Source organism: Streptomyces mashuensis (assembly GCF_014654785.1).
Classification (GTDB): Bacteria; Actinomycetota; Actinomycetes; order Streptomycetales; family Streptomycetaceae; genus Streptomyces; species Streptomyces mashuensis.
On sequence record NZ_BNBD01000010.1, the window covers coordinates 176,736 to 194,227 of the forward strand.

General features: G+C 76.0%; 17 protein-coding genes. 9 read left to right on the top strand and 8 right to left on the bottom strand.

The window, feature by feature from the left end; genetic code table 11:
* Positions 1 to 156 precede the first annotated feature (156 nt).
* Positions 157 to 1,941, top strand: a complete 1,785-nt coding sequence (locus IE305_RS23015; RefSeq protein ID WP_190131586.1) for a choice-of-anchor A family protein — start codon at positions 157 to 159, stop codon at positions 1,939 to 1,941.
* A gap of 24 nt (positions 1,942 to 1,965) precedes the next feature.
* On the opposite strand, the gene IE305_RS23020 is transcribed toward IE305_RS23015, so the two are convergent.
* Positions 1,966 to 3,015: a questin oxidase family protein gene (locus tag IE305_RS23020; RefSeq protein WP_190131587.1), complete on the bottom strand. Its 1,050-nt coding sequence runs from the start codon at positions 3,013 to 3,015 to the stop codon at positions 1,966 to 1,968.
* Positions 3,016 to 3,225: 210 nt separating this feature from the next.
* Here IE305_RS23020 and IE305_RS23025 point away from each other — a divergent pair, with 210 nt between their 5' ends.
* Positions 3,226 to 4,203 (top strand): GlxA family transcriptional regulator, encoded by a 978-nt coding sequence (locus tag IE305_RS23025; protein ID WP_190131588.1) that lies wholly within the window; start codon positions 3,226 to 3,228, stop codon positions 4,201 to 4,203.
* Between the two features lie 17 nt (positions 4,204 to 4,220).
* On the opposite strand, the gene iscX is transcribed toward IE305_RS23025, so the two are convergent.
* The gene (gene iscX, locus IE305_RS23030; protein ID WP_190131589.1) at positions 4,221 to 4,445 is read right to left on the bottom strand and encodes a Fe-S cluster assembly protein IscX; all 225 of its coding nucleotides are present in this window, start codon (positions 4,443 to 4,445) and stop codon (positions 4,221 to 4,223) included.
* 198 nt (positions 4,446 to 4,643) lie between these two features.
* Between iscX and IE305_RS23035 the strand changes: the two genes are divergently transcribed.
* The 4 genes from IE305_RS23035 to IE305_RS23050 all read left to right on the top strand — a co-directional run bounded on the left by IE305_RS23035 (position 4,644) and on the right by IE305_RS23050 (position 8,461).
* A complete protein-coding gene (locus tag IE305_RS23035; RefSeq protein WP_190131590.1) occupies positions 4,644 to 5,795 on the top strand; it encodes a baeRF3 domain-containing protein in 1,152 nt (383 codons plus the stop codon).
* Between the two features lie 207 nt (positions 5,796 to 6,002).
* Positions 6,003 to 7,217: a cytochrome P450 gene (locus IE305_RS23040; RefSeq protein WP_190131591.1), complete on the top strand. Its 1,215-nt coding sequence runs from the start codon at positions 6,003 to 6,005 to the stop codon at positions 7,215 to 7,217.
* 66 nt (positions 7,218 to 7,283) lie between these two features.
* Positions 7,284 to 7,625 (top strand): hypothetical protein, encoded by a 342-nt coding sequence (locus tag IE305_RS23045; protein WP_190131592.1) that lies wholly within the window; start codon positions 7,284 to 7,286, stop codon positions 7,623 to 7,625.
* Positions 7,626 to 7,696: 71 nt separating this feature from the next.
* Positions 7,697 to 8,461, top strand: coding sequence for an acyltransferase (locus tag IE305_RS23050; protein WP_190131593.1), 765 nt, complete (start codon positions 7,697 to 7,699; stop codon positions 8,459 to 8,461).
* 24 nt (positions 8,462 to 8,485) lie between these two features.
* Here the strand turns inward: IE305_RS23050 and IE305_RS23055 are convergent, their stop codons facing one another.
* From IE305_RS23055 to IE305_RS23065, 3 genes are all read right to left on the bottom strand, one after another.
* Complete coding sequence (locus IE305_RS23055) at positions 8,486 to 8,941, bottom strand: iron chaperone (RefSeq protein WP_190131594.1); 456 nt, start codon at positions 8,939 to 8,941, stop codon at positions 8,486 to 8,488.
* 105 nt (positions 8,942 to 9,046) lie between these two features.
* Entirely contained in the window at positions 9,047 to 10,651 is a 1,605-nt protein-coding gene (locus tag IE305_RS23060; protein WP_190131595.1) for an ABC transporter permease, read from the bottom strand.
* Positions 10,648 to 11,577: an ABC transporter ATP-binding protein gene (locus IE305_RS23065; RefSeq protein WP_190131596.1), complete on the bottom strand. Its 930-nt coding sequence runs from the start codon at positions 11,575 to 11,577 to the stop codon at positions 10,648 to 10,650. Before IE305_RS23065 ends, IE305_RS23060 begins: the two co-directional genes overlap by 4 nt.
* 82 nt (positions 11,578 to 11,659) lie before the next feature.
* Between IE305_RS23065 and IE305_RS23070 the strand changes: the two genes are divergently transcribed.
* Both IE305_RS23070 and IE305_RS23075 read left to right on the top strand, forming a co-directional pair.
* The gene (locus IE305_RS23070) at positions 11,660 to 12,169 is read left to right on the top strand and encodes a GbsR/MarR family transcriptional regulator (RefSeq protein ID WP_190131597.1); all 510 of its coding nucleotides are present in this window, start codon (positions 11,660 to 11,662) and stop codon (positions 12,167 to 12,169) included.
* Positions 12,170 to 12,379: 210 nt separating this feature from the next.
* Positions 12,380 to 13,663 carry a globin domain-containing protein gene (locus IE305_RS23075; protein WP_190131598.1) on the top strand — a complete coding sequence of 428 codons (1,284 nt, stop codon included), beginning with the start codon at positions 12,380 to 12,382 and terminating at the stop codon, positions 13,661 to 13,663.
* 28 nt (positions 13,664 to 13,691) lie between these two features.
* Here the strand turns inward: IE305_RS23075 and IE305_RS23080 are convergent, their stop codons facing one another.
* Both IE305_RS23080 and IE305_RS23085 read right to left on the bottom strand, forming a co-directional pair.
* Entirely contained in the window at positions 13,692 to 14,333 is a 642-nt protein-coding gene (locus IE305_RS23080; protein ID WP_190131599.1) for an NAD(P)-dependent oxidoreductase, read from the bottom strand.
* Positions 14,334 to 14,381: 48 nt separating this feature from the next.
* Positions 14,382 to 15,290 (bottom strand): EamA family transporter, encoded by a 909-nt coding sequence (locus tag IE305_RS23085; protein WP_190131600.1) that lies wholly within the window; start codon positions 15,288 to 15,290, stop codon positions 14,382 to 14,384.
* 110 nt (positions 15,291 to 15,400) lie between these two features.
* Here IE305_RS23085 and IE305_RS23090 point away from each other — a divergent pair, with 110 nt between their 5' ends.
* Complete coding sequence (locus IE305_RS23090; protein ID WP_190131601.1) at positions 15,401 to 15,913, top strand: MarR family winged helix-turn-helix transcriptional regulator; 513 nt, start codon at positions 15,401 to 15,403, stop codon at positions 15,911 to 15,913.
* A gap of 40 nt (positions 15,914 to 15,953) precedes the next feature.
* On the opposite strand, the gene IE305_RS23095 is transcribed toward IE305_RS23090, so the two are convergent.
* Entirely contained in the window at positions 15,954 to 17,444 is a 1,491-nt protein-coding gene (locus IE305_RS23095) for an aminotransferase class I/II-fold pyridoxal phosphate-dependent enzyme (RefSeq protein WP_190131670.1), read from the bottom strand.
* Positions 17,445 to 17,492 lie beyond the last annotated feature (48 nt).

Genomic DNA, 17,492 nt, shown 5'->3' on the forward strand with positions numbered 1-17,492 from the left:
ATCGGGGCACCGCCCGGCGCGCCGACTATCGGACGAGATGTTCACCGGTGACGGCCCGTCATAGTCGGATCGGACCGTCGGACCGTCGTGACGGCTTCGTCGACAGCACGATCCCGTGCGGCGTCCGCTCCCCGACGAGCGACAGGCGAGGACACCGTGAGCACAGCCCAGGGCCGGCCCCCCGCCCCCTCCCGCCGCCGCCCCGGCAGCACCGCCTGGCGCCGCACCGCCCTGGCCGGCGCCACGTGCGCCACGGTCCTCGCCGGCCTGGTCCTGCCCGCCGGAGCCACCCCGCTGCCCGGCGGCCTCGGCCCCTGCCTGCCCGGCAGCTGCCCCACCGGCCACCCGGCCGCCGGCACGGGCGCGTTCGCCGGCCGCGACGACAACGTCAACGTCTTCACGGGCGGCGACTTCCGGGTACGCGGCACCGCCCGCGCCGCCGAGGGCCGCGTCGTCGCCCTCGGCGCCTTCGACCTGCGCACGACCGGCGGCGACGGCCGCTACAGCGTCGGCAACACCGGCTCCGGCACCCGCACCCCGCCCTCCGACGGCGCCGACTTCCTCACCACCGGGCAGGCCCTGACCGTCGCGCCCGGCCGGCGCCTGGAGGCTGCCCGTGGCACCGTCCGGCACGCCGGCCCCGCCACCGGCACCGTCCTCGGCCGGAGCGTCACCGACCCCGCCGCCGCCCGCCCCTACGCCCGGTTGCGCCAGGACCTCGCGGCGGCCAGCCGCTGCTACGCCCGCGGCGCCGACGGGCACGCCCGCCGCACCACCGGCACCGCCCGCAACACCGGCGCCGAGACGGTCTTCACCGGCGACGGCAGGTCCGCCCTCCAGGTCTTCGACGTCGGCTTCGACCTCACCGGCCCCGGCGGCGCCCCCCAGGGCATCCGGTTCACCGCCGTACCGCCGTCCGCGACGGTGCTGGTCAACCTGACCGGCCCGGCACGGGTGGTGAGCGTCCGCGACGGCGCGCCGGCCGCCGGCCCCGGCCGGCTGCGCGAGCGCCTGCTGTGGAACCTCCCCGACGCCGGCCGGGCGGACTTCCGGGGCCCGGGACAGTTCCAGGGCAGCGTCCTGGCCGGCAACCCGGCCGGGGAGAGCACCGTCCGCGCCGCCGGCATGAACGGGCGCTTCTACACCGCCGGTTCGCTCACCCACACCTCCGGCCCGGGAGCCGGGGGAGCGCCGCAGTTCCACGCCCTCCCCTTCACCGGCGACCTGCCCTCCTGCGGCGCCGCCGGCCCGGCGGCCGCCCAGGTGCGGGGCCAGGTGACGGTGGTGAAGAAGGACGCCGCCACGGGCCGGCCGCTGGCCGGGGCCCGCTTCCAGCTGTGGCGCGAGACCAACCGCAAGCCGGGCCTCCAGGCGGCCGGGCCGGGGGCCGACCGGCGGGCCGGCGCGGTGTGCGTCACCGACGCCCGCGGCACCTGCCGCCGCGCCGTGGACCCCGGCACCTACTACTGGCAGGAGGTCCAGGCCCCGCCCGGCTACCTCAAGAACGCCGTCAACGTGACCCGGCCGTTCGCCCTCACCACCGGCAACGCGGCCCGCGGCATCACCGTCACGGTCGCCGACCCCCGCGCCCCGCTCGGCACCATCCGCCTGGTCAAACGGAACACCCGCACCGGACGGCCCTTGCAGGGCGCGGTGTTCGAGTTGTGGCGGGAGACCAACGGCCGGCCCGGCCTCCAGACGACGGCCCGTGCGGACCTGCGCGTCGTCGCCGGCTGCGCCACCGACCCCGCGGGCCGCTGCACCTTCCCGGGCCTGCCGCTCGGCACGTACTACCTGCGGGAGACGGCCGTTCCGGAGGGCTTCCGCCTGACGGCCGCGCGCGTCTTCGGGCCGTACCGGCTGACCACGCGCAACGTCACCGCCGGCCTGACGGCCACCATCCGCAACACCCCGGGCGAGCCCGCCAAGGGCAAGGGCTGACCCGCCGCCCCCGGCCGGCCGCCGTCAGTCCTCTCCTTGCCCGATCAGCCGCACGGCGTTCAGCGCCGCCGCCAGGGCCCGGCCGTCGCCGTCCGGCGCGGCGGCGGCCACGTCCAGCGCGGTGTCGGCGAACTTGACGACGTGCGCGTCGCCGTGGGCCACCGCCTCGGCGAAGACCTCCTCGGCCGTCAGGCCCGGCGCGGCGGGCAGGGGACGGGGCGTACCGGCGGAGTACAGGGAGGTCAGGGCGGCGGTCGCCGCCCACGCCACCGTGAGCGACGGTATCCACTGCTCCTCGGGCAGCGCGGGCAGCGTACGCAGCACGGCGTTGGGCGCGGTGGCCGCGTGCACCAGCATCACGGGGTTGCCGTGGCCGCGCTCCCCGTAGTGGAGGGTGGCCGCCTCCACCAGCGCGGCCAGGGCCGCGGGGACGTCCGCGGGGCGCGTGGGGACGGCGACGGAGGCCACCGCCTCGGGCCAGCCGGGCGTGCCGGGCAGCAGCGCCAGCCCCTTGAGCGGCATGAGGTGGGTGTCGGCGAGGCGCGGGAGTGCGGGCAGGACGTCCCGGGGCTCCGCGTCGCCGGAGGGCCGTACGTCCACCGGCAGCGGGACGTGCCGGGCGGCCCAGTAGCCCAGCGCGTACGCCAGTTCGGCCACGCGCGGCGCGTCCTCGCCGTCCGTGAGCAGGGCCCGTACGGCGTGCCCGGTCCGGATCGCCGGGTGGGTGGCGGCGCCGGCGATGCCGGGCAGCAGCCGCGGCCACCACGTGGCGAGCACGTCGCGCCAGGGCCGCTCGGCCGTGAGCCGGGAGAAGTATGCGACCCAGTCGGCGAGCCGGGACGGATCGCCCAGGGCCTCCCGCCAGGTGGCGTCGGTGAGGGGCGCGTGCGGCCGGGGCGCGTCCTCCAGGCGGGTCGCGTAGTCGTCGAGCCAGCGGTGCACGGCGGGGGCGTGGCCGCGCCGGACCATGGCCTCGACGGCCATCGGGCCGTGGTTGCTGAGGTACCCCTGGAACTCGGGGCCGGAGCGGTGCAGCCGGAGCAGGGCTTCGTCGAGTGTGCCGGTCGTCTCCATGCCCGTGAGGCTAGGCCGCTGACGGCTCGTCGCGTAACGGTCGCAGGTCCTGCACCGGAGGTCCCACGCGCCCCTCGGTCCCCGGGTCTCGGCCGGAGGTCCTCGGTCCACCCGGCCGAGGGGGAGGGAGGTCGGTCGGTGTGATGAACCTACGAGGCGTTCATCATGCCGTTCCGGGAAGTGACCGGCACGTCGCCTACCGTGATCGCCATGGACGTTTCGGTGCTCGTCATGGACGGGGTCTTCGACTCCGGGCTCTCCGCGGTGCTCGACGTGCTGCGGACCGCCGGCGAACTGCGCGACGAACTCGACCGCCCCCCGCCGCCCTACCGCGTGACCTGCGTCAGCCCTGGCGGCCGCCCCGTCCGCACCGCCGCCGGGCATCTGGTGGAGACGGTCACCCCCGAGGCCGCCGGGAAGCCGGCCGTGCTCGTGGTGCCGGGCGTCGCCCACCGGCACGCCGGGCAGCTCACGGCCTGGGCCGGCTCGCCCCGCCTGGGCCCGGTACGGGAGACCGTCCGCCAGGCCCGCGCCGACGGCGTACGGCTCGCGGCGGCCTGCACGGGCACGTTCCTGCTGGCCGAGACCGGTGTGCTCGACGGGCTGCCGGCCACCACCAGCTGGTGGCTCGCACCCCTCTTCCGGCAGCGCCACCCCCAGGTGGCCCTCGACGAGACACGCCTGCTCACCCACGCCGCGGGCATCACCACCGCGGGCGCGGGCATGGCACACCTGGACCTCGCCCTGTTCCTCGTCCGGGAGGCCGGCCCGGAGCTCGCCGACCTCACCGCGCGCTACCTGCTCGCCGACCACCGGACCCGGCAGGCCGGTTACGCCGTCACCAGCCACCTGGCCAGGACCGACCCCACCGTCGGCGCCTACGAGCGCTGGGTCCGCGCCCACCTCGACCAGCCCCTGCGGGTGGCCGACGCGGCCCGCGCCCTGGGCGCGGCCGAGCGCACCCTCCAGCGCGCCGTCGACCGGGTCCTGGGCGTCTCGCCGCTGCGCCTCGCCCAGCGCATCCGGCTGGAGCAGGCCGCGCACCTGCTGCGCACGACCAGTCTGCCGACCGAGACGGTGGCCCGCCGGGTCGGTTACGAGAGCGCCACCACGCTCACCACGCTGCTCCGGGAGCGCCTCGACACCACCCCGGGCCGGCTGCGCCGCCAGGCCCTGGGCCGCGGCTGAGCCGCCGGGGCGTCAGGTCACGAAGTGCCGGACACGCTTCTGCTCCGGCCCGCCACCCGGTCGCTCCACGCGAGCTGGATCGACTCCAGTATGCGCGCGTTGCAGCGGGTGGGGTCGTCGGTGAATCCGCCGAGCGCCGCCGCCCGGTCGCGCACCTCCAGCGGTTGCAGGGACAGCGGCCGGGTGCCGGGGTGCTGCTCGGCGAGGCCCGCCGCGATGCGGTCGATGTCAGTCCAGCGCATGGGGCGAGTGTGGCCGACCCGGCGCCCCGGGTCCAGAGTGCGCACACAACGGCTCCCGGCGGGTACCCATGACCGCCGACGGGGTGGGTAACCGCTCGTTTCCGGCCGTTGCCCCGACCGGCCGCGTACGACTGGCCGCGCGGGCACGGCTCTGGTCACCTGAAGACAGCCGTGGGCCCCGCAGGAGGATGAGACGACATGGACATCGGCGCACTGACCGACGAGACGCTCCGTGAACTGCGGCGCAAGCGCGAGTATCCGGCGGTGTCGCTCCAGCTCCCCACCAACCGGCGGTCCCCCTACAGCCCCGAGGACCCCGTCCGGTTGCGCAACACCGTCGCCGAGGCCAAACGGCGGCTCGCCGACGACACCCGCGCGGCGCGCACCGCCCGCATGGACGTCGAGGCGCGCCTGGACCAGGCGGCCTCCGAGGTCGACCTCACCCACTCCGGCGACGGCCTGCTGGTCCTCGTCGCCCCGGGCGAGCACCAGATCTGGTACCTGCCGCGCACCGTGCCCCAGCGAGTCGTCATCTCCGACACGTTCCTCACCCGCAACCTCGTCGCCGCCCGCCTCCAGGAGGAGCCGTACTGGGCGCTGGCCCTGTCCGAGTCGGGGACGCGGCTGTGGGACGGGGCGGGGGAGACCCTCACCGAGGTCACCACCGGCGGCTTCCCCGTCAAACCCGAGATCCCCGACCACCAGGACGCGCTGCCCGGCCGCAACTTCGACAAGGTCGGCAACCACCCCACGTCGCCCCGCGAGGAGTCGCACGTCGAGCGGGAACGCCAGTACCTGCGCGGCGTCGTCGGCGTCCTCGCGCCCGTCCTGGACCGCGAGCCGCGGCCGCTGTACGTCGTGGGCCTGCGCGAGTCCGTCGCACAGCTCGAGAAGCTGCTGCCCGCCCGCCCCGGCCTCACGGTCCACCGGGTGGAGAACGGCAGCGTCGCGGGGTGCAAACCGGCCGAGCTGCTGGAACTGCTGCGGCCCGCCTTCGAACGCAGGCGCGCCACGCGCAGCGGGGAGGTGCTGCGCCGGCTCGGCGACGCGCGGGGGCAGCGCCTCTTCACCTCCGGGCTGGACGAGATCTGGCGGACCGTCCGGGAGGGCCGGGTGGCCCTGCTGGCGGTCGAGGACCACTTCCGCATCGCCGCGCGCGTCGACGGCAACGGCGGCCACCCCGTACGGGTCGAGCCGCCGGCCGAGTCGCTGTCGGCCGACCCCTCCATCCACGAGGACGTGATCGACGAGATCGTGGAGGCGGCCCTCGGCTGCGGAGCCGACATCGCGTTCGTGCCGGACGACACGCTCGCCGAGGAGGACCGGATGGCAGCCGTCCTGCGGTACTGAACCGCCCGGAACCGGCCCCGGAGCGGCCCCGGAGCGGCTCCGCCCGGGGCCGCTTCCCGGTGACTGCTCCACCGGCGTTCCCCCGTGCTCACCCGTGCGGGTGCATTCCCTGAACGCGGGGGAGTGCCGCTTTCCCGGGGGAATATTCCCTTCGTACGGCCGGCGCCCCGGCGGCGCCCGCACGACGGCCACCGAGGGAGCGACCCCATGACCTGCCCCGCCCGCCGGCCGGGCGCCACCGTGCACGACTGGCCGGTGGAGCACCTGCCCGCCCTGCGGTTCGACCCGCTGCTGCACCGCCTGCTGCGCGAGGAACCCCTCGCCCGCATCCGGATGCGCTTCGGCGAGGGCCACGCCTGGCTCGCCACACGCTACGAGGACGTCAAGGAGGTCGCCGCCGACCCGCGGCTGAGCCGCGCCCTGACGGTCGACCGGCCCGTCACCAGCATGACCCCGCACGTGGTGGCCCCCGCCGGCGGCATCGGCCGCACCGACCCGCCCGACCACACGCGGCTGCGCCGCCTGGTCGCCCTCACCTTCGGCCGCAAACGGGTGGCCGCGCTCCGCCCCCGGGCCCAGGAGCTCGCCGACGCCATGGCGTCGGGCATGACCGCCCAGGGCCCGCCCGCCGACCTGGCCGAGTGCTTCACCGGCCCGCTGCCGGCCCAGCTCATCGGCGAACTGCTCGGCGTACCGCCCGACGACCTCCCCCTGATGCAGCGCTGGCGCTCCGTCATCCTCTCCAGCAACCACTCGCAGGAGGAGAGCGACGCGGTCAAGGGCGAGATCGCCCGCTACTTCCGCGAGCTGGCCCGGCACCGTGCCGAGCACCCCGCCGACGACCTCTACAGCGCCCTCGTGACCGCCCACGGCGAGGGCGGCCTCAGCCTGCAGGAGCTGGTCTCGCTGGCCGTGATGCTGGTGCTCAACGGCATGGACGCGGTGCGCAACCAGGTCTCCAACATGGTGTACGCGCTGCTCACGCACCCCGGTCTCGCGGACCGGCTGCGGGCGGAGCCCGGGCTGCTGCCGCGGGCGGTGGAGGAGCTGCTGCGCTGGATCCCGCACCGCAACGGCGTGGGCCTGCCCCGCATCGCCACCGAGGACCTCGCGGTGGGCGACGTGGAGATCCGGGCCGGGGAGGCCGTCTACGTCTCGTACCTGGCCGCCAACCGCGACCCCGGCGTCTTCACCGGCCCCGACCGGCTCGACCTGGACCGGGACGAGGCGCCCAACCTCTCCTTCGGGCACGGTCCGCACTACTGCGTGGGCGCGCTGCTGACCCGCATGGAGGCGGAGGTGATGCTCGGCACGCTGCTCGGCCGGTTCCCCCGGCTGCGGCTCGCGGTGCCCGAGGCGGAGATGCGCTGGCGGCGCGGCTCGATCAACCGCGGCCCGGAATCCCTGCCCGTCACGTGGTGAACTGCCCCTGAACAAGAGGGGAAGCGGCTTTCGTGTCGGATGTCCCGCGGTCTCGTTGGACACGGCATGAAGAACTCTCTGACGCGCGTCGCCGCCTCGTCGCTCCTGCTCGCCACCGGCGGTCTGGCCCTGGCCGCCGGCACCGCCCAGGCGGAGGGGGCCGCGGCACCGGCCGCGCAGCAGCCCGCGCAGCAGCCCGCCGAGCGGCCCGGCGGCGCGCTCACCGACCGGGTCACCGGACTCGCCTCGGCGCGGTCCCTGCCCGTGGACGAGCTCGGCAGAACCGCGGCCTACGTCCGGGACGAGATCCCGCACGAGGCCCGGGGCGAGTTCTCCGTACGAGCCCCCCTCGCCGAGGAACTGACCGCGCCCGACACCGCACCCGACGCCGCACCGGACACCGAGTGACCCGGCGCGTGGGGTGAAGATCACAGCCCCGGCCGGAAACCGCCGGCCGGGGCGCTGAGTACGGTGGGCGGGTGCGGACGAAGCAGACCCTGTTCCCGAATCTCGCGGCCCTGCGGCGCCGCACCGCCTCCCGGCTCGTGCACCGGGCGGCGCGCTGGGTGCGCGAGACCGGCGCGGTCTCGGCCGAGTGCCCGGGCCCGTACCGCTTCCGGCGCATCGGCACCGGCACCCGGCTCGCCTTCCCCCAGGGCACCATCTTCGGCGAACCCTGGATCGAGCTGGGCGACCACTGCATCATCGGCCGGGACGTCACCCTGACCGCCGGCATGATGCCGGGCCTCGACCTGGGCCGCGACCCCGTCGTGACCCTGGGCAACGGCGTCGTCCTGGGCCGCGGCAGCCACATCGTCGCCGACGTGCGCCTGACGGTCGGCGACGACTGCTACTTCGGGCCCGGCGTCTACCTCACCACCACGAACCACAGCTACGACGACCCCGACACGCCCATAGGCAAGCAGTGGCCGCGCAGCCAACCGGTCGAGATCGGCCCCGGCAGCTGGATCGGCACCGGCGCGGTGATCCTGCCCGGCGCCCGCCTGGGCCGCAACGTGGTGGTGGCCGCCGGGTCCGTGGTCCGCGGCGAGGTGCCCGACCACACGGTCGTCGCCGGCGCCCCGGCCCGCCCGGTCCGCTCCTGGGACCCGGACCGCGGCTGGCAGCCGCCCCTGCGCACCCCGCCCCCGGTGCCGGTGCCCGAGGGCGTGACGGCCCGTGACCTGGCCTACCTGGCGACGCTGGACACCGCCCCGGCCCCGGAGGAGGGAAAGACCCCCTAGGGGGCTGCCCCTGGGGGCTGACGCCTAGCCCACCGCGCGCTTCACGAGCGCGGCGATCCGCTCCTCCACCTCGGGCGTCACCTCGGTCAGGGCGAAAGCGGCCGGCCACATCGGGCCGTCGTCCAGCCGCGCCTGGTCGCTGAAACCGAGCGTCGCGTAGCGCGCCTTGAACTTCCCGGCGCTCTGGAAGAAGCAGACGACCTTCCCGTCCAGCGCGTACGCCGGCATCCCGTACCAGAGCTTCGGCGCGAGGGCGGGGGCACTGGCCGTGACCACGGCGTGGACGCGCTCGGCCATCACCCGGTCCGCGTCCTGCATCTCGGCGATCTTCGCCAGCACGTCGCGCTCCGCCTCCGCCGCCTTGTCGGCCCGCGACATGCGCCGCGCCGCCTTCTTCACCTCATGCGCGTGATCCTTCATCGCGGCCCGCTCCTCGGCCGTGAACCCCTCGTACGTGCCGCCGTTGTCCGTGCTGCTCATGGCAGGTCCCCCTGTGGATCCCGTTGCAGATATCGCTGTCCGTAACCGTGGAAGGGACCTTATCCCGCACCCCTGACAACGCCCCCGGCGCCGGGCCGGGGCCTCTCACCCCGACACGTCGCGGCGCCGCAGCGCCGCCAGCCCCACGACCGTGAGCAGGACCGCCGGCACCGACAGCCAGACGAACGGCGCCGCCGTGACCTCCGCCCCCGGCAGCTTGGGCAGGTGCCCGAACGGCGAGAGGTCCAGCACCGCCTGCGGCAGCTTCAGCGCCGGGCCCAGCCAGCCCAGCGCCAGGCAGGCGCCCGCCACCGCCCACGCCGCCGCCGCGGCCCGCGGCAGCGCGCCGGCCAGCAGCACCGCCACCGCCGTCAGCACCCACACCGCCGGCAGCTGGGCGAGGGCCGCCCCCGTCAGCGGCCCGAGCCGTGCGCCCACGTCACCGGCCTGGGCCCCGTATCCCAGGGCCATCGCCAGGCCGCCGACGAGCAGCAGCAGCGCCGCGCCCAGGAAGGCGAGCAGCAGATGCCCGGCGGCCCACCGCAGCCGGCTCACCGCGCCGGCCAGCACGGATTCGGCACGGCCGGCCGTCTCCTCGGCCCGCAGCCGGAGCACGCTGCCGACGCCGTACAGCGCGGCCACCATGCCCAGCAGGCCCGTCATCGCCGCCAGCAGCGCATTCGTCAGCCCCTGCCGGCCACCCATCCGCTCGACGATCTCGCGGGTGCCCGGGTTGTCGCCGACCAGGTCGGCGGCGCCGTCGGCGAGCGCCCCGAAGAGCGCACCGGCCACGGCGAAGCCGCACAGCCAGGCCAGGAGCGTGCCGCGCTGGAGCCGCCAGGCCAGGCCGTGGGCCCCGCCCAGCGTCCGTGGGGCCGCCGCCCGGCCGGGCCGCGCCGCCACCAGGCTCGCTCCCGTGTCCCGCCACCCCGTCAGGACGTAGGCGGCGCCGGCCCCCACCGCGGCCGTACCGGCCGGCAGGAGCACCACCCACCACCGGTCACCGGCGAACGCCCGGACCTGCTCGGCCCAGCCCAGGGGAGAGGCCCACAGCAGCGGAGAACGGCCTCCCTCCGCGCCCGCGTCGCCCGCCGCGCGCAGCAGGTACGCCAGCCCCAGCACGGCACCGGCCGCACCGCGCGCCGCCCGCGCGCTCTCGGTCAGCTGGGCCGTCACGGCCGCGACGCCCGCGAAGAACAGGCCCGTGGCGCCGAGCGCCAGGCCCAGGGCGAGGGCCCCGCCGCCGGGCAGCCCGGCGCCCGCCAGGCCCGCCGCCGCCAGCAGGGCGACGGCGGCGTCGGCCACGACCGCGGCCAGCAGCGCCGCGGTCAGCGGGGCCCGGCGTCCCACCACACCTGCGGAGAGCAGCTCCTGACGCCCCGTCTCCTCCTCCTCTCGGGTGTGCCGCACCACCACGACCATGCTCATGACGGCGGCGAGCACTCCGCCGATCACCACGATGCGCCACGCCACCAGCCCGCCGGGCGTGTCGCCGAACACCGGCCCGTACAGGGCCCGGACGGAGGCGTTCGCCCCCGCCGACCGGGCCACGTCCGCCCGGGACGCCGCCGTGTCGTACAGCGTCCGGAAGGCGTTGGCGGTGGCCGTGACGGTGAGCACGGTCACCAGCACCCAGCCGGGCAGCAGCACCCGGTCGCGGCGCAGCGCCAGCCGCAGCAGCGTCCCCGTGCCCGTCAGTCCGGTGCTCATCGCGCCACCGCCTCCCCGGCGGCCGCCGGCTCGTCCCGGTAGTGGCGCAGGAACAGCTCCTCCAGCGTCGGCGGGCTGCTGGTCAGGCCGCGCACCCCGCACGCGGCCAGGTGCCGTACGACGGCGTCGAGCGCGTCGGAGTCCGCCTGCAACCGGACGTGGTGGCCGCCGCCGGGCAGCGCCCGCACCACCAGGTCGTGCACGGCCGGCAGCCCGGCCAGCCCGTCGGGTGCGGAGGCCAGGTCGGCGGCGACCGACGTCCGGGTGAGGTGGCGCAGCTCGGCGAGCGTGCCGGACTCCACCGTGACGCCCTTGCGGACGATGCTGACCCGGTCGCACAGCGCCTCGACCTCGCCCAGCACGTGGCTGGAGAGCAGGACGGTGCGGCCGCGGGCGCGCTCCTCGGCGACGCAGGCGCGGAACGTCTCCTCCATCAGCGGGTCCAGGCCGGAGGTCGGCTCGTCCAGGACGAGCAGCTCGGCGTCGGAGGCGAAGGCCGCGACGAGGGCGACCTTCTGCCGGTTGCCCTTGGAGTACGTGCGCCCCTTGCGGGTGGGGTCCAGCTCGAAGCGTTCCAGCAGCTCCGCGCGGCGCCGCGGCCGGGCACCGCCGCGCAGCCGCACCAGCAGGTCGATGACCTCGCCGCCGGACAGATTGCGCCAGAGGGTGACGTCGCCCGGTACGTACGCCAGGCGGCGGTGGAGCGCGACCGCGTCGCGCCAGGGGTCCATGCCCAGCACCCGTGCCGAGCCGCCGTCCGCGCGCAGCAGGCCCAGCAGGACGCGGATGGTGGTGGACTTGCCGGCCCCGTTGGGGCCCAGGAAACCGTGCACCTCGCCGGTCGCGACCTCCAGGTCCAGGCCCGCCAGCGCGGTGGTCCGGCCGAACGACTTGCGGAGGCCGGAGACCGAGATTGCCGTCGTCATGCTTCCGAAGCTACGCTTCTTTCAGAATTTTGTGAACACTCAGAAGAAGTTGAACCATGTGAAGCAGCGGTAGGGTGGCCGGATGAGCAGCCGACAGGACGGGAACCGGGACGAGAAGCGCGACGAGGCCGCCGTGGCGCGCTTCGTGGAGCGCTTCGCCGCGGAGCTGACCGCCGCGGGCATGCAGCGCATGGCGGCCCGCGTCTTCTCCGCGCTCCTGGCCTCCGACGCGGGGAGCATGACCGCCGCCGAGCTGGCCGAGACCCTCAGCATCAGCCCCGCCGCGGTCTCCGGCGCCGTCCGCTACCTCACGCAGACCGGCATGATCGGCCGTGAGCGGGAGCCGGGCACCCGGCGCGACCGCTACCGGCTGTACGACGACGTGATGGCCACCGCCCTCACCCGCCGCGACCAGCTGCTGGTGCGCTGGGAGAAGCAGCTGCGCGAGGGCGCGGACGCCCTCGGCCCCCACACCCCCGCCGGGACGCGGATGACGGAGACGGCCGACCTCTTCGCCTTCATGCAGCAAGAGCTGGAAGAGACCCTGCTCCGCTGGCAGGAGCGCCGCGCCGGGGCCCGCGCCGACGACTGACGCCCCGATACCACTCCCGCCGCGGCCCCGTACAGGGCCGTCCGGCCCCCCTGACCAGGGCCGGACGGGCCCGGGGTCCCGTTGTCATACTCCTGTCCGTCCCCCGTACGTCCGGACCAGGAGCTCCACCATGCCCCGCCTCGCACCACCCACCGCCGCCCCCGCGCCGTTAAGCGCGGGAGGCCGCACGACGCCGGAGGCGGCCGCGCGATGAGCACCCCCCACGGCGAGGAGTACTACGCACTGCTGGCCCGGCACGACGCGATGCGGCTGCGCCGCCGGCTCCTGGCCCCCGACCGCGCCCCGGCCCCGCGCACCCCGGCCCTGCCCGGTGCCGGCCGCCCGGACGGCACGCCCAAGCAGCGCTACGACCGGGACGACCAGGCGCTGATCGCCCGCCGGCTGCACCTGGTGACGCCCTTCGACGGGCTCATCGGCCACCTCTACGAGGTGATGTTCCGGCGCTGGCCCTATCTGCGGTCGCTGTTCCCCGAGTCGATGGAGTTCCAGCGCCGGCACCTGGCGCACATCTTCCGCTACCTCATCGAGGCGCCCGACAGCCCCGAGGCGATGGCCGCGACCTTCACCCGCCTCGGCCGCGACCACCGCAAGCTGGGCGTGCGGCCGGTGCACTACGAGACGTTCGAGGTGTCGCTGTGCCAAGCGCTGCGCGCCTGCGCCGGCCCCGAGTGGACGCCGGAGCTGGAGCAGGCGTGGACGCGCATGCTGCGCTTCGCGGTCGACCTGATGGTCGCGGGTGCCGAGGCCGCGCTGACGGAACCGCCCGCCTGGGAGGGCGAGGTCGTGGAGCACGAGCGGCGCGCCGGCGACCTGGCCGTGCTGCGGGTCCGCACCCACGAGGCGTACCCGTACCGGGCAGGGCAGTTCGGCGCCGTGTCGTCCCCGCTGCTGCCGCACGCCTGGCGGCAGTACTCGATCGCCTGCGCGCCCCGCGCCGACCAGGTGCTGGAGTTCCACGTCCGGCGCACCGGCCCCGGCGGGGTCAGCGAGGCGCTGGTGGACCGCACCCGCGTCGGCGACGTGCTCCGGCTGGGCCCGCCGGCGGGCGCCCTCACGCTCGACGGCGACCTGACGCACGACCTGCTGCTGGTGGCCGGTGGCACCGGGCTCGCCCCGGTCAAGGCGCTGCTGGAGGATCTGGCGGCACGCCGTCAGGGTCACCGCCGGGTCGATCTGTACGTCGGCGCCCGCTCCCCGGCGGACCTGTACGAGGCCCGCTGGCTGGCCGACCTGGAGAGCCGCCGCCCGTGGCTGCGCGTGGTCCCGGTCTTCAGCCGCGAACCGGGCCCGGCGGGCACCCCCGTGGGCACGGTGGCGGACGCGCTGCGGGAGCAGGACGACTGGTCCGAGCGCCTGGCGTACGTGAGCGGCCCCCCGCGGATGGTGGCCGCGACCGTCGCCCGCCTGACCGCCCTCGGCCTGCCCGCGGACCACATCCGCCACGACCCGGTGCGCGCGACGGAAACCTCCTGACGGCCGCGCGCCCGGCCCTCCTCACTCCTCAGTACGCCACCGTGAACCGCGCCCTCCGGTGCCGCGCCTGCTCCGCCTCGTCGACGAGGGCGACGGCGAGGTCCTCGACGGAGATGGCGGAGCGGCCCGCCTCGTCGACGAGCAGTTCGTCCCCGCCGAGCCGGTAGGAGCCGGTGCGCTCGCCGGGTTCGAGGAGGGCCGGCGGGCTCACGTAGGCCCAGTCCACCTGCTGTTCCGCGCGGCACGCCGCGAGCTGCGCCGAGCAGGCCAGGGCGATGTCGCGCCAGGCCGGCGGGACGTACCGCGGGTCGTCGGCCACCTGGCGGCCGTCGGTGCCGGGCACGACCAGGCTGCCCGCGCCGCCGACGAGCAGCAGGCGCACGTCCGTGCCGGCGAGCCCCGTCAGCAGGGCCTGCGCCGTGGCCACCAGGTCGCCCTCGTGTCCGGGACGCGGCCGGGTGGCGCTGATCACCACGTCCTGGCCGGCGGCCAGCTCGGCGACCCGGCCGGGGTCCGAGGCGTCGCCGGTACGGGCGTGGGCGCCCGCGGGCAGGAGGGGGAAGCGGGCGGGGTCGCGGACGACGGCGGTGACCTCGTGGCCGCGGGCCAGGGCCTCGGCGACGGTCCGGCCGCCGACGCTGCCGGCAGCTCCGAAGACGGTGATGCGCATGGGACGACTCCTTGAGCGAGAAGGGTGAGAGGAAGGGGTGAGAGGGGTTCAGTCGTGGACGGGTGCCGGCAGCGGCGCGGCCCTGTCCTGCCGGCGGAGCTGGGCGGCGACCAGGGCGCCCAGGACCACGCCCGCGCCCAGCAGCTGTGCGGGCGTCAGGTCCTGGCCCAGCACCAGCCAGCCGAGCGCGGTCGCCACCACGGGGCTGAGCAGGCCGAGGAAGGCCACGTCGGTGGGGGAGAGGGCCCGTATGCCGCGGAACCACAGGACGTAGGCGAGGGCGGTGCCGACGACGGAGAGGTAGGCGTAGCCGGCGAGGTTGCCGGCCGTCAGGGCGGCCGGCGGCGGCCCCTCGGTCAGCAGGGCGACGGGGAGCAGCAGCAGGCCGCCGGCGACCAGCTGCCAGCCGGTGGTCGCCAGGAGGGGTGCGGGGGAGGGCCACCGCTTGCTGAGGACCACCCCGGTGGCCATCAGCGCGGCACCGCCGGCCGCCGCGGCGACGCCGAGCCCGTCCAGCCGGGCGCCGGCCCGCAGGACGAGCAGGGCCACCCCCGCCACGCCCGCCAGTCCGGCGATCACCGTACGGGCGCGCAGCCGCTCCCCGAGCACCAGGGCGGACAGCCCCGCCGCCAGCAGCGGCTGCAACGAGCCGATGGTGGCCGCCACTCCGCCGGGCAGCCGGTAGGCGGCGACGAACAGGAGGGCGAAGAAGGCGCCGATGTTGAGGGTGCCCAGCACCAGGGCGCGCCACCACCAGATGCCCCGCGGCAGCCGCCGGGTGAGGGCGACCAGCACCAGCCCGGCGGGCAGCGCCCGTACGACCGCGGCCAGCAGAGGTCGCCCGGGCGGCAGCAGTTCGGTGGTGACGAGGTAGGTGCTGCCCCAGACGGCCGGGGCGAGGGCGGTGGTGAGGACGAGGAGAAGGCCGGCGGAGCGACCCGAGCGGTGTCTTAGCACTAAAGCAATTTATCTCAGCGCTAAGACAGTTCGGCAGGGCCGGCCGGTGTGAGCCCGCTCACGGATACCTCACCGCTAAGACAATTCCCCGAGATCGTTAGACTGGGCCGGTGACCGACCACGTCGACCGCGTACTGGAGCAGTGGGGCCGGCAGCGACCCGACCTCGACGTCTCCCCCATGGCCGTGCTCGGCCGGCTGACCAGGCTGAGCCGGCTGGTCACCGCGGCCCAGCGCCGCACCTTCGCCGCCCACGGCCTCGACGCCGCCTCCTTCGACGTCCTGGCCACGCTGCGGCGCAGCGACCCGCCCCACCGGCTGACCCCGGCCGAGCTGATGCGGTCCTCGATGGTGACCTCCGGTGCCGTCACCCAGCGCCTGGACCGCCTGGAGGGCCGGGGCCTGGTCCGGCGCCTGCCCAGCGAGGCCGACGGGCGCAGCGTGCTGGTGGCCCTCACGGACGAGGGCAGGGCCGTCATCGACGCGGCCCTGCCCGACCACCTGGCCACCGAGGAGCAACTGCTCGCCGCCCTCGACGGCCCCGAGCGCGACGCCCTCGCCGGCACGCTGCGCCGGGTCCTGGAGTCCCTCGGCGACGACCTCGGCGCCGGCCCCGGCGCCTGACCCGCCGGACGGCGTCACCCGGCGGCGTCCACCCGGTGCGTCACCGCGCGGCGTCCCACCCGTCGACCGGCTCCACCACCACCCGTACCGTCCGCAGCCGCACGTCCGCCGCGTCCGGGACGTACATCCCCGCCTCCACACCCGTCCGCAGGTACTGCAGGACGGGCTCGGTCAGCCGTTCCCCGGGCAGCGCGGCGGGGATGCCCGGCGGGTACGGCGTGAGCATCTCCGCCACCACGCGCCCCGGCGCCTCCGCCACCGGTACGTCCTCCACCCGGCCGAAGCACGCGTCCCGCGGCAGGCACACCTGCTCCAGCCGCAGCTCCGGCGGCGGCGGTACGTCCACCTGCGGGCACGGGCCCAGCTCCGCCGCGTGGTCCGCCAGCGCCCGCAACCCCGTCAGCAGCGCCTTGACCGTGTCCTCGTCGTCGGCGTGCGTCAGCTGGGCGCTCAGCCGCCGGTGGTCGGCCAGGTGCAGGCCGAGCCCGTGGTGCTCGCGCAGCCAGTCCGCCGCCCGGTAGCCGGTGATGCCCAGCCCCGGCACCTCGAAGACCACCGGCAGCGGGTCCAGGTCGGCCGACCGCCCCTCGCCCGTGAAGTCGTCACGGCCGTTGACGTGCAGCCCGTCGATCCGCCCGACGGCCTCCCGCACCCGGCCGGCCAGCTCCAGCGCCCCGTCCAGCAGCGCCCGGCCGTGCAACGCCATCTGCCGCCGCCAGCCGTCCAGGCACGCCAGGACCGGCACCGAGGGGCTCGTCGTGCCCAGCAGGTCGGCGCGATTGGCCAGCAGCGCCGGGTCCACCAGGTCGCCCTGGAGGTGGAACACCGAGCCCTGCTCCAGGCCGCTGCCCATCTTGTGCACGCTCGTCACGCACACGTCCGCCCCCGCGTCCATCGCCCACGCCGGCAGGTCCGGGTGGAACGGCAGGTGCGCACCCCACGCCTCGTCCACCACCAGCGGCACCCCGCGCCGGTGGCACACCTCGGCGATCCCCGCGAGGTCGGCGCACGTGCCGTACGGGGTGGGGCTGGTGACCAGCGCGCCGCGTGCGTCCGGGTGCTCCTCCAGGGCCCGGGCGAACGCGTCCGCCGACGGGGCGTGCGCCAGGTGCCGCCCGGCGTCCCACTGCGGGTCCACCCACACGGGCCGGATGCCCGCGAGGATCAGCCCGGAGACCACCGACTTGTGGGCGTCCCGCCCGACCACCAGCTTCTCGTGCGGCCCGGCGACCGCCAGCATCGCCGCCTTGACCGACAGCGAACTGCCGCACGTACTGAAGTACGTGTGGTCCGCGTGGACCGCGTCCGCCATCAGCTCCTCGGCGTGGCGCAGCACCTGGTGCCGCGTCAGGCGGTCGTCGAGCCCGCCCACGGCCAGCACGTCGGTGCGGAACAGCCCGTCGCCCAGCACGTCCCGCACCGCGGGGTCGACGCCGCGGCCCTGTTTGTGGCCGGGCGGGGTGAAGGCCACGTGCCCCCGGGCGTGGTAGGCGGCCAGCGCCTCCAGCACCGGGGCGCGGCCGTGGTCCATGCGATGTCCTGCGCTCATGTCCTGTGTGCTCCCTTCCCCCTGTTCTGC

Excerpts from the sequence above, each read along its gene's own strand:
- IE305_RS23020 (WP_190131587.1), bottom strand. The coding sequence starts at position 3,015 with ATGGAGACGACCGGCACACTCGACGAAGCCCTGCTCCGGCTGCACCGC.
- IE305_RS23025 (WP_190131588.1), top strand. The coding sequence starts at position 3,226 with ATGGACGTTTCGGTGCTCGTCATGGACGGGGTCTTCGACTCCGGGCTC.
- iscX (WP_190131589.1), bottom strand. The coding sequence starts at position 4,445 with ATGCGCTGGACTGACATCGACCGCATCGCGGCGGGCCTCGCCGAGCAG.
- IE305_RS23035 (WP_190131590.1), top strand. The coding sequence starts at position 4,644 with ATGGACATCGGCGCACTGACCGACGAGACGCTCCGTGAACTGCGGCGC.
- IE305_RS23040 (WP_190131591.1), top strand. The coding sequence starts at position 6,003 with ATGACCTGCCCCGCCCGCCGGCCGGGCGCCACCGTGCACGACTGGCCG.
- IE305_RS23045 (WP_190131592.1), top strand. The coding sequence starts at position 7,284 with ATGAAGAACTCTCTGACGCGCGTCGCCGCCTCGTCGCTCCTGCTCGCC.
- IE305_RS23055 (WP_190131594.1), bottom strand. The coding sequence starts at position 8,941 with ATGAGCAGCACGGACAACGGCGGCACGTACGAGGGGTTCACGGCCGAG.
- IE305_RS23060 (WP_190131595.1), bottom strand. The coding sequence starts at position 10,651 with ATGAGCACCGGACTGACGGGCACGGGGACGCTGCTGCGGCTGGCGCTG.
- IE305_RS23065 (WP_190131596.1), bottom strand. The coding sequence starts at position 11,577 with ATGACGACGGCAATCTCGGTCTCCGGCCTCCGCAAGTCGTTCGGCCGG.
- IE305_RS23070 (WP_190131597.1), top strand. The coding sequence starts at position 11,660 with ATGAGCAGCCGACAGGACGGGAACCGGGACGAGAAGCGCGACGAGGCC.
- IE305_RS23075 (WP_190131598.1), top strand. The coding sequence starts at position 12,380 with ATGAGCACCCCCCACGGCGAGGAGTACTACGCACTGCTGGCCCGGCAC.
- IE305_RS23080 (WP_190131599.1), bottom strand. The coding sequence starts at position 14,333 with ATGCGCATCACCGTCTTCGGAGCTGCCGGCAGCGTCGGCGGCCGGACC.
- IE305_RS23095 (WP_190131670.1), bottom strand. The coding sequence starts at position 17,444 with ATGGACCACGGCCGCGCCCCGGTGCTGGAGGCGCTGGCCGCCTACCAC.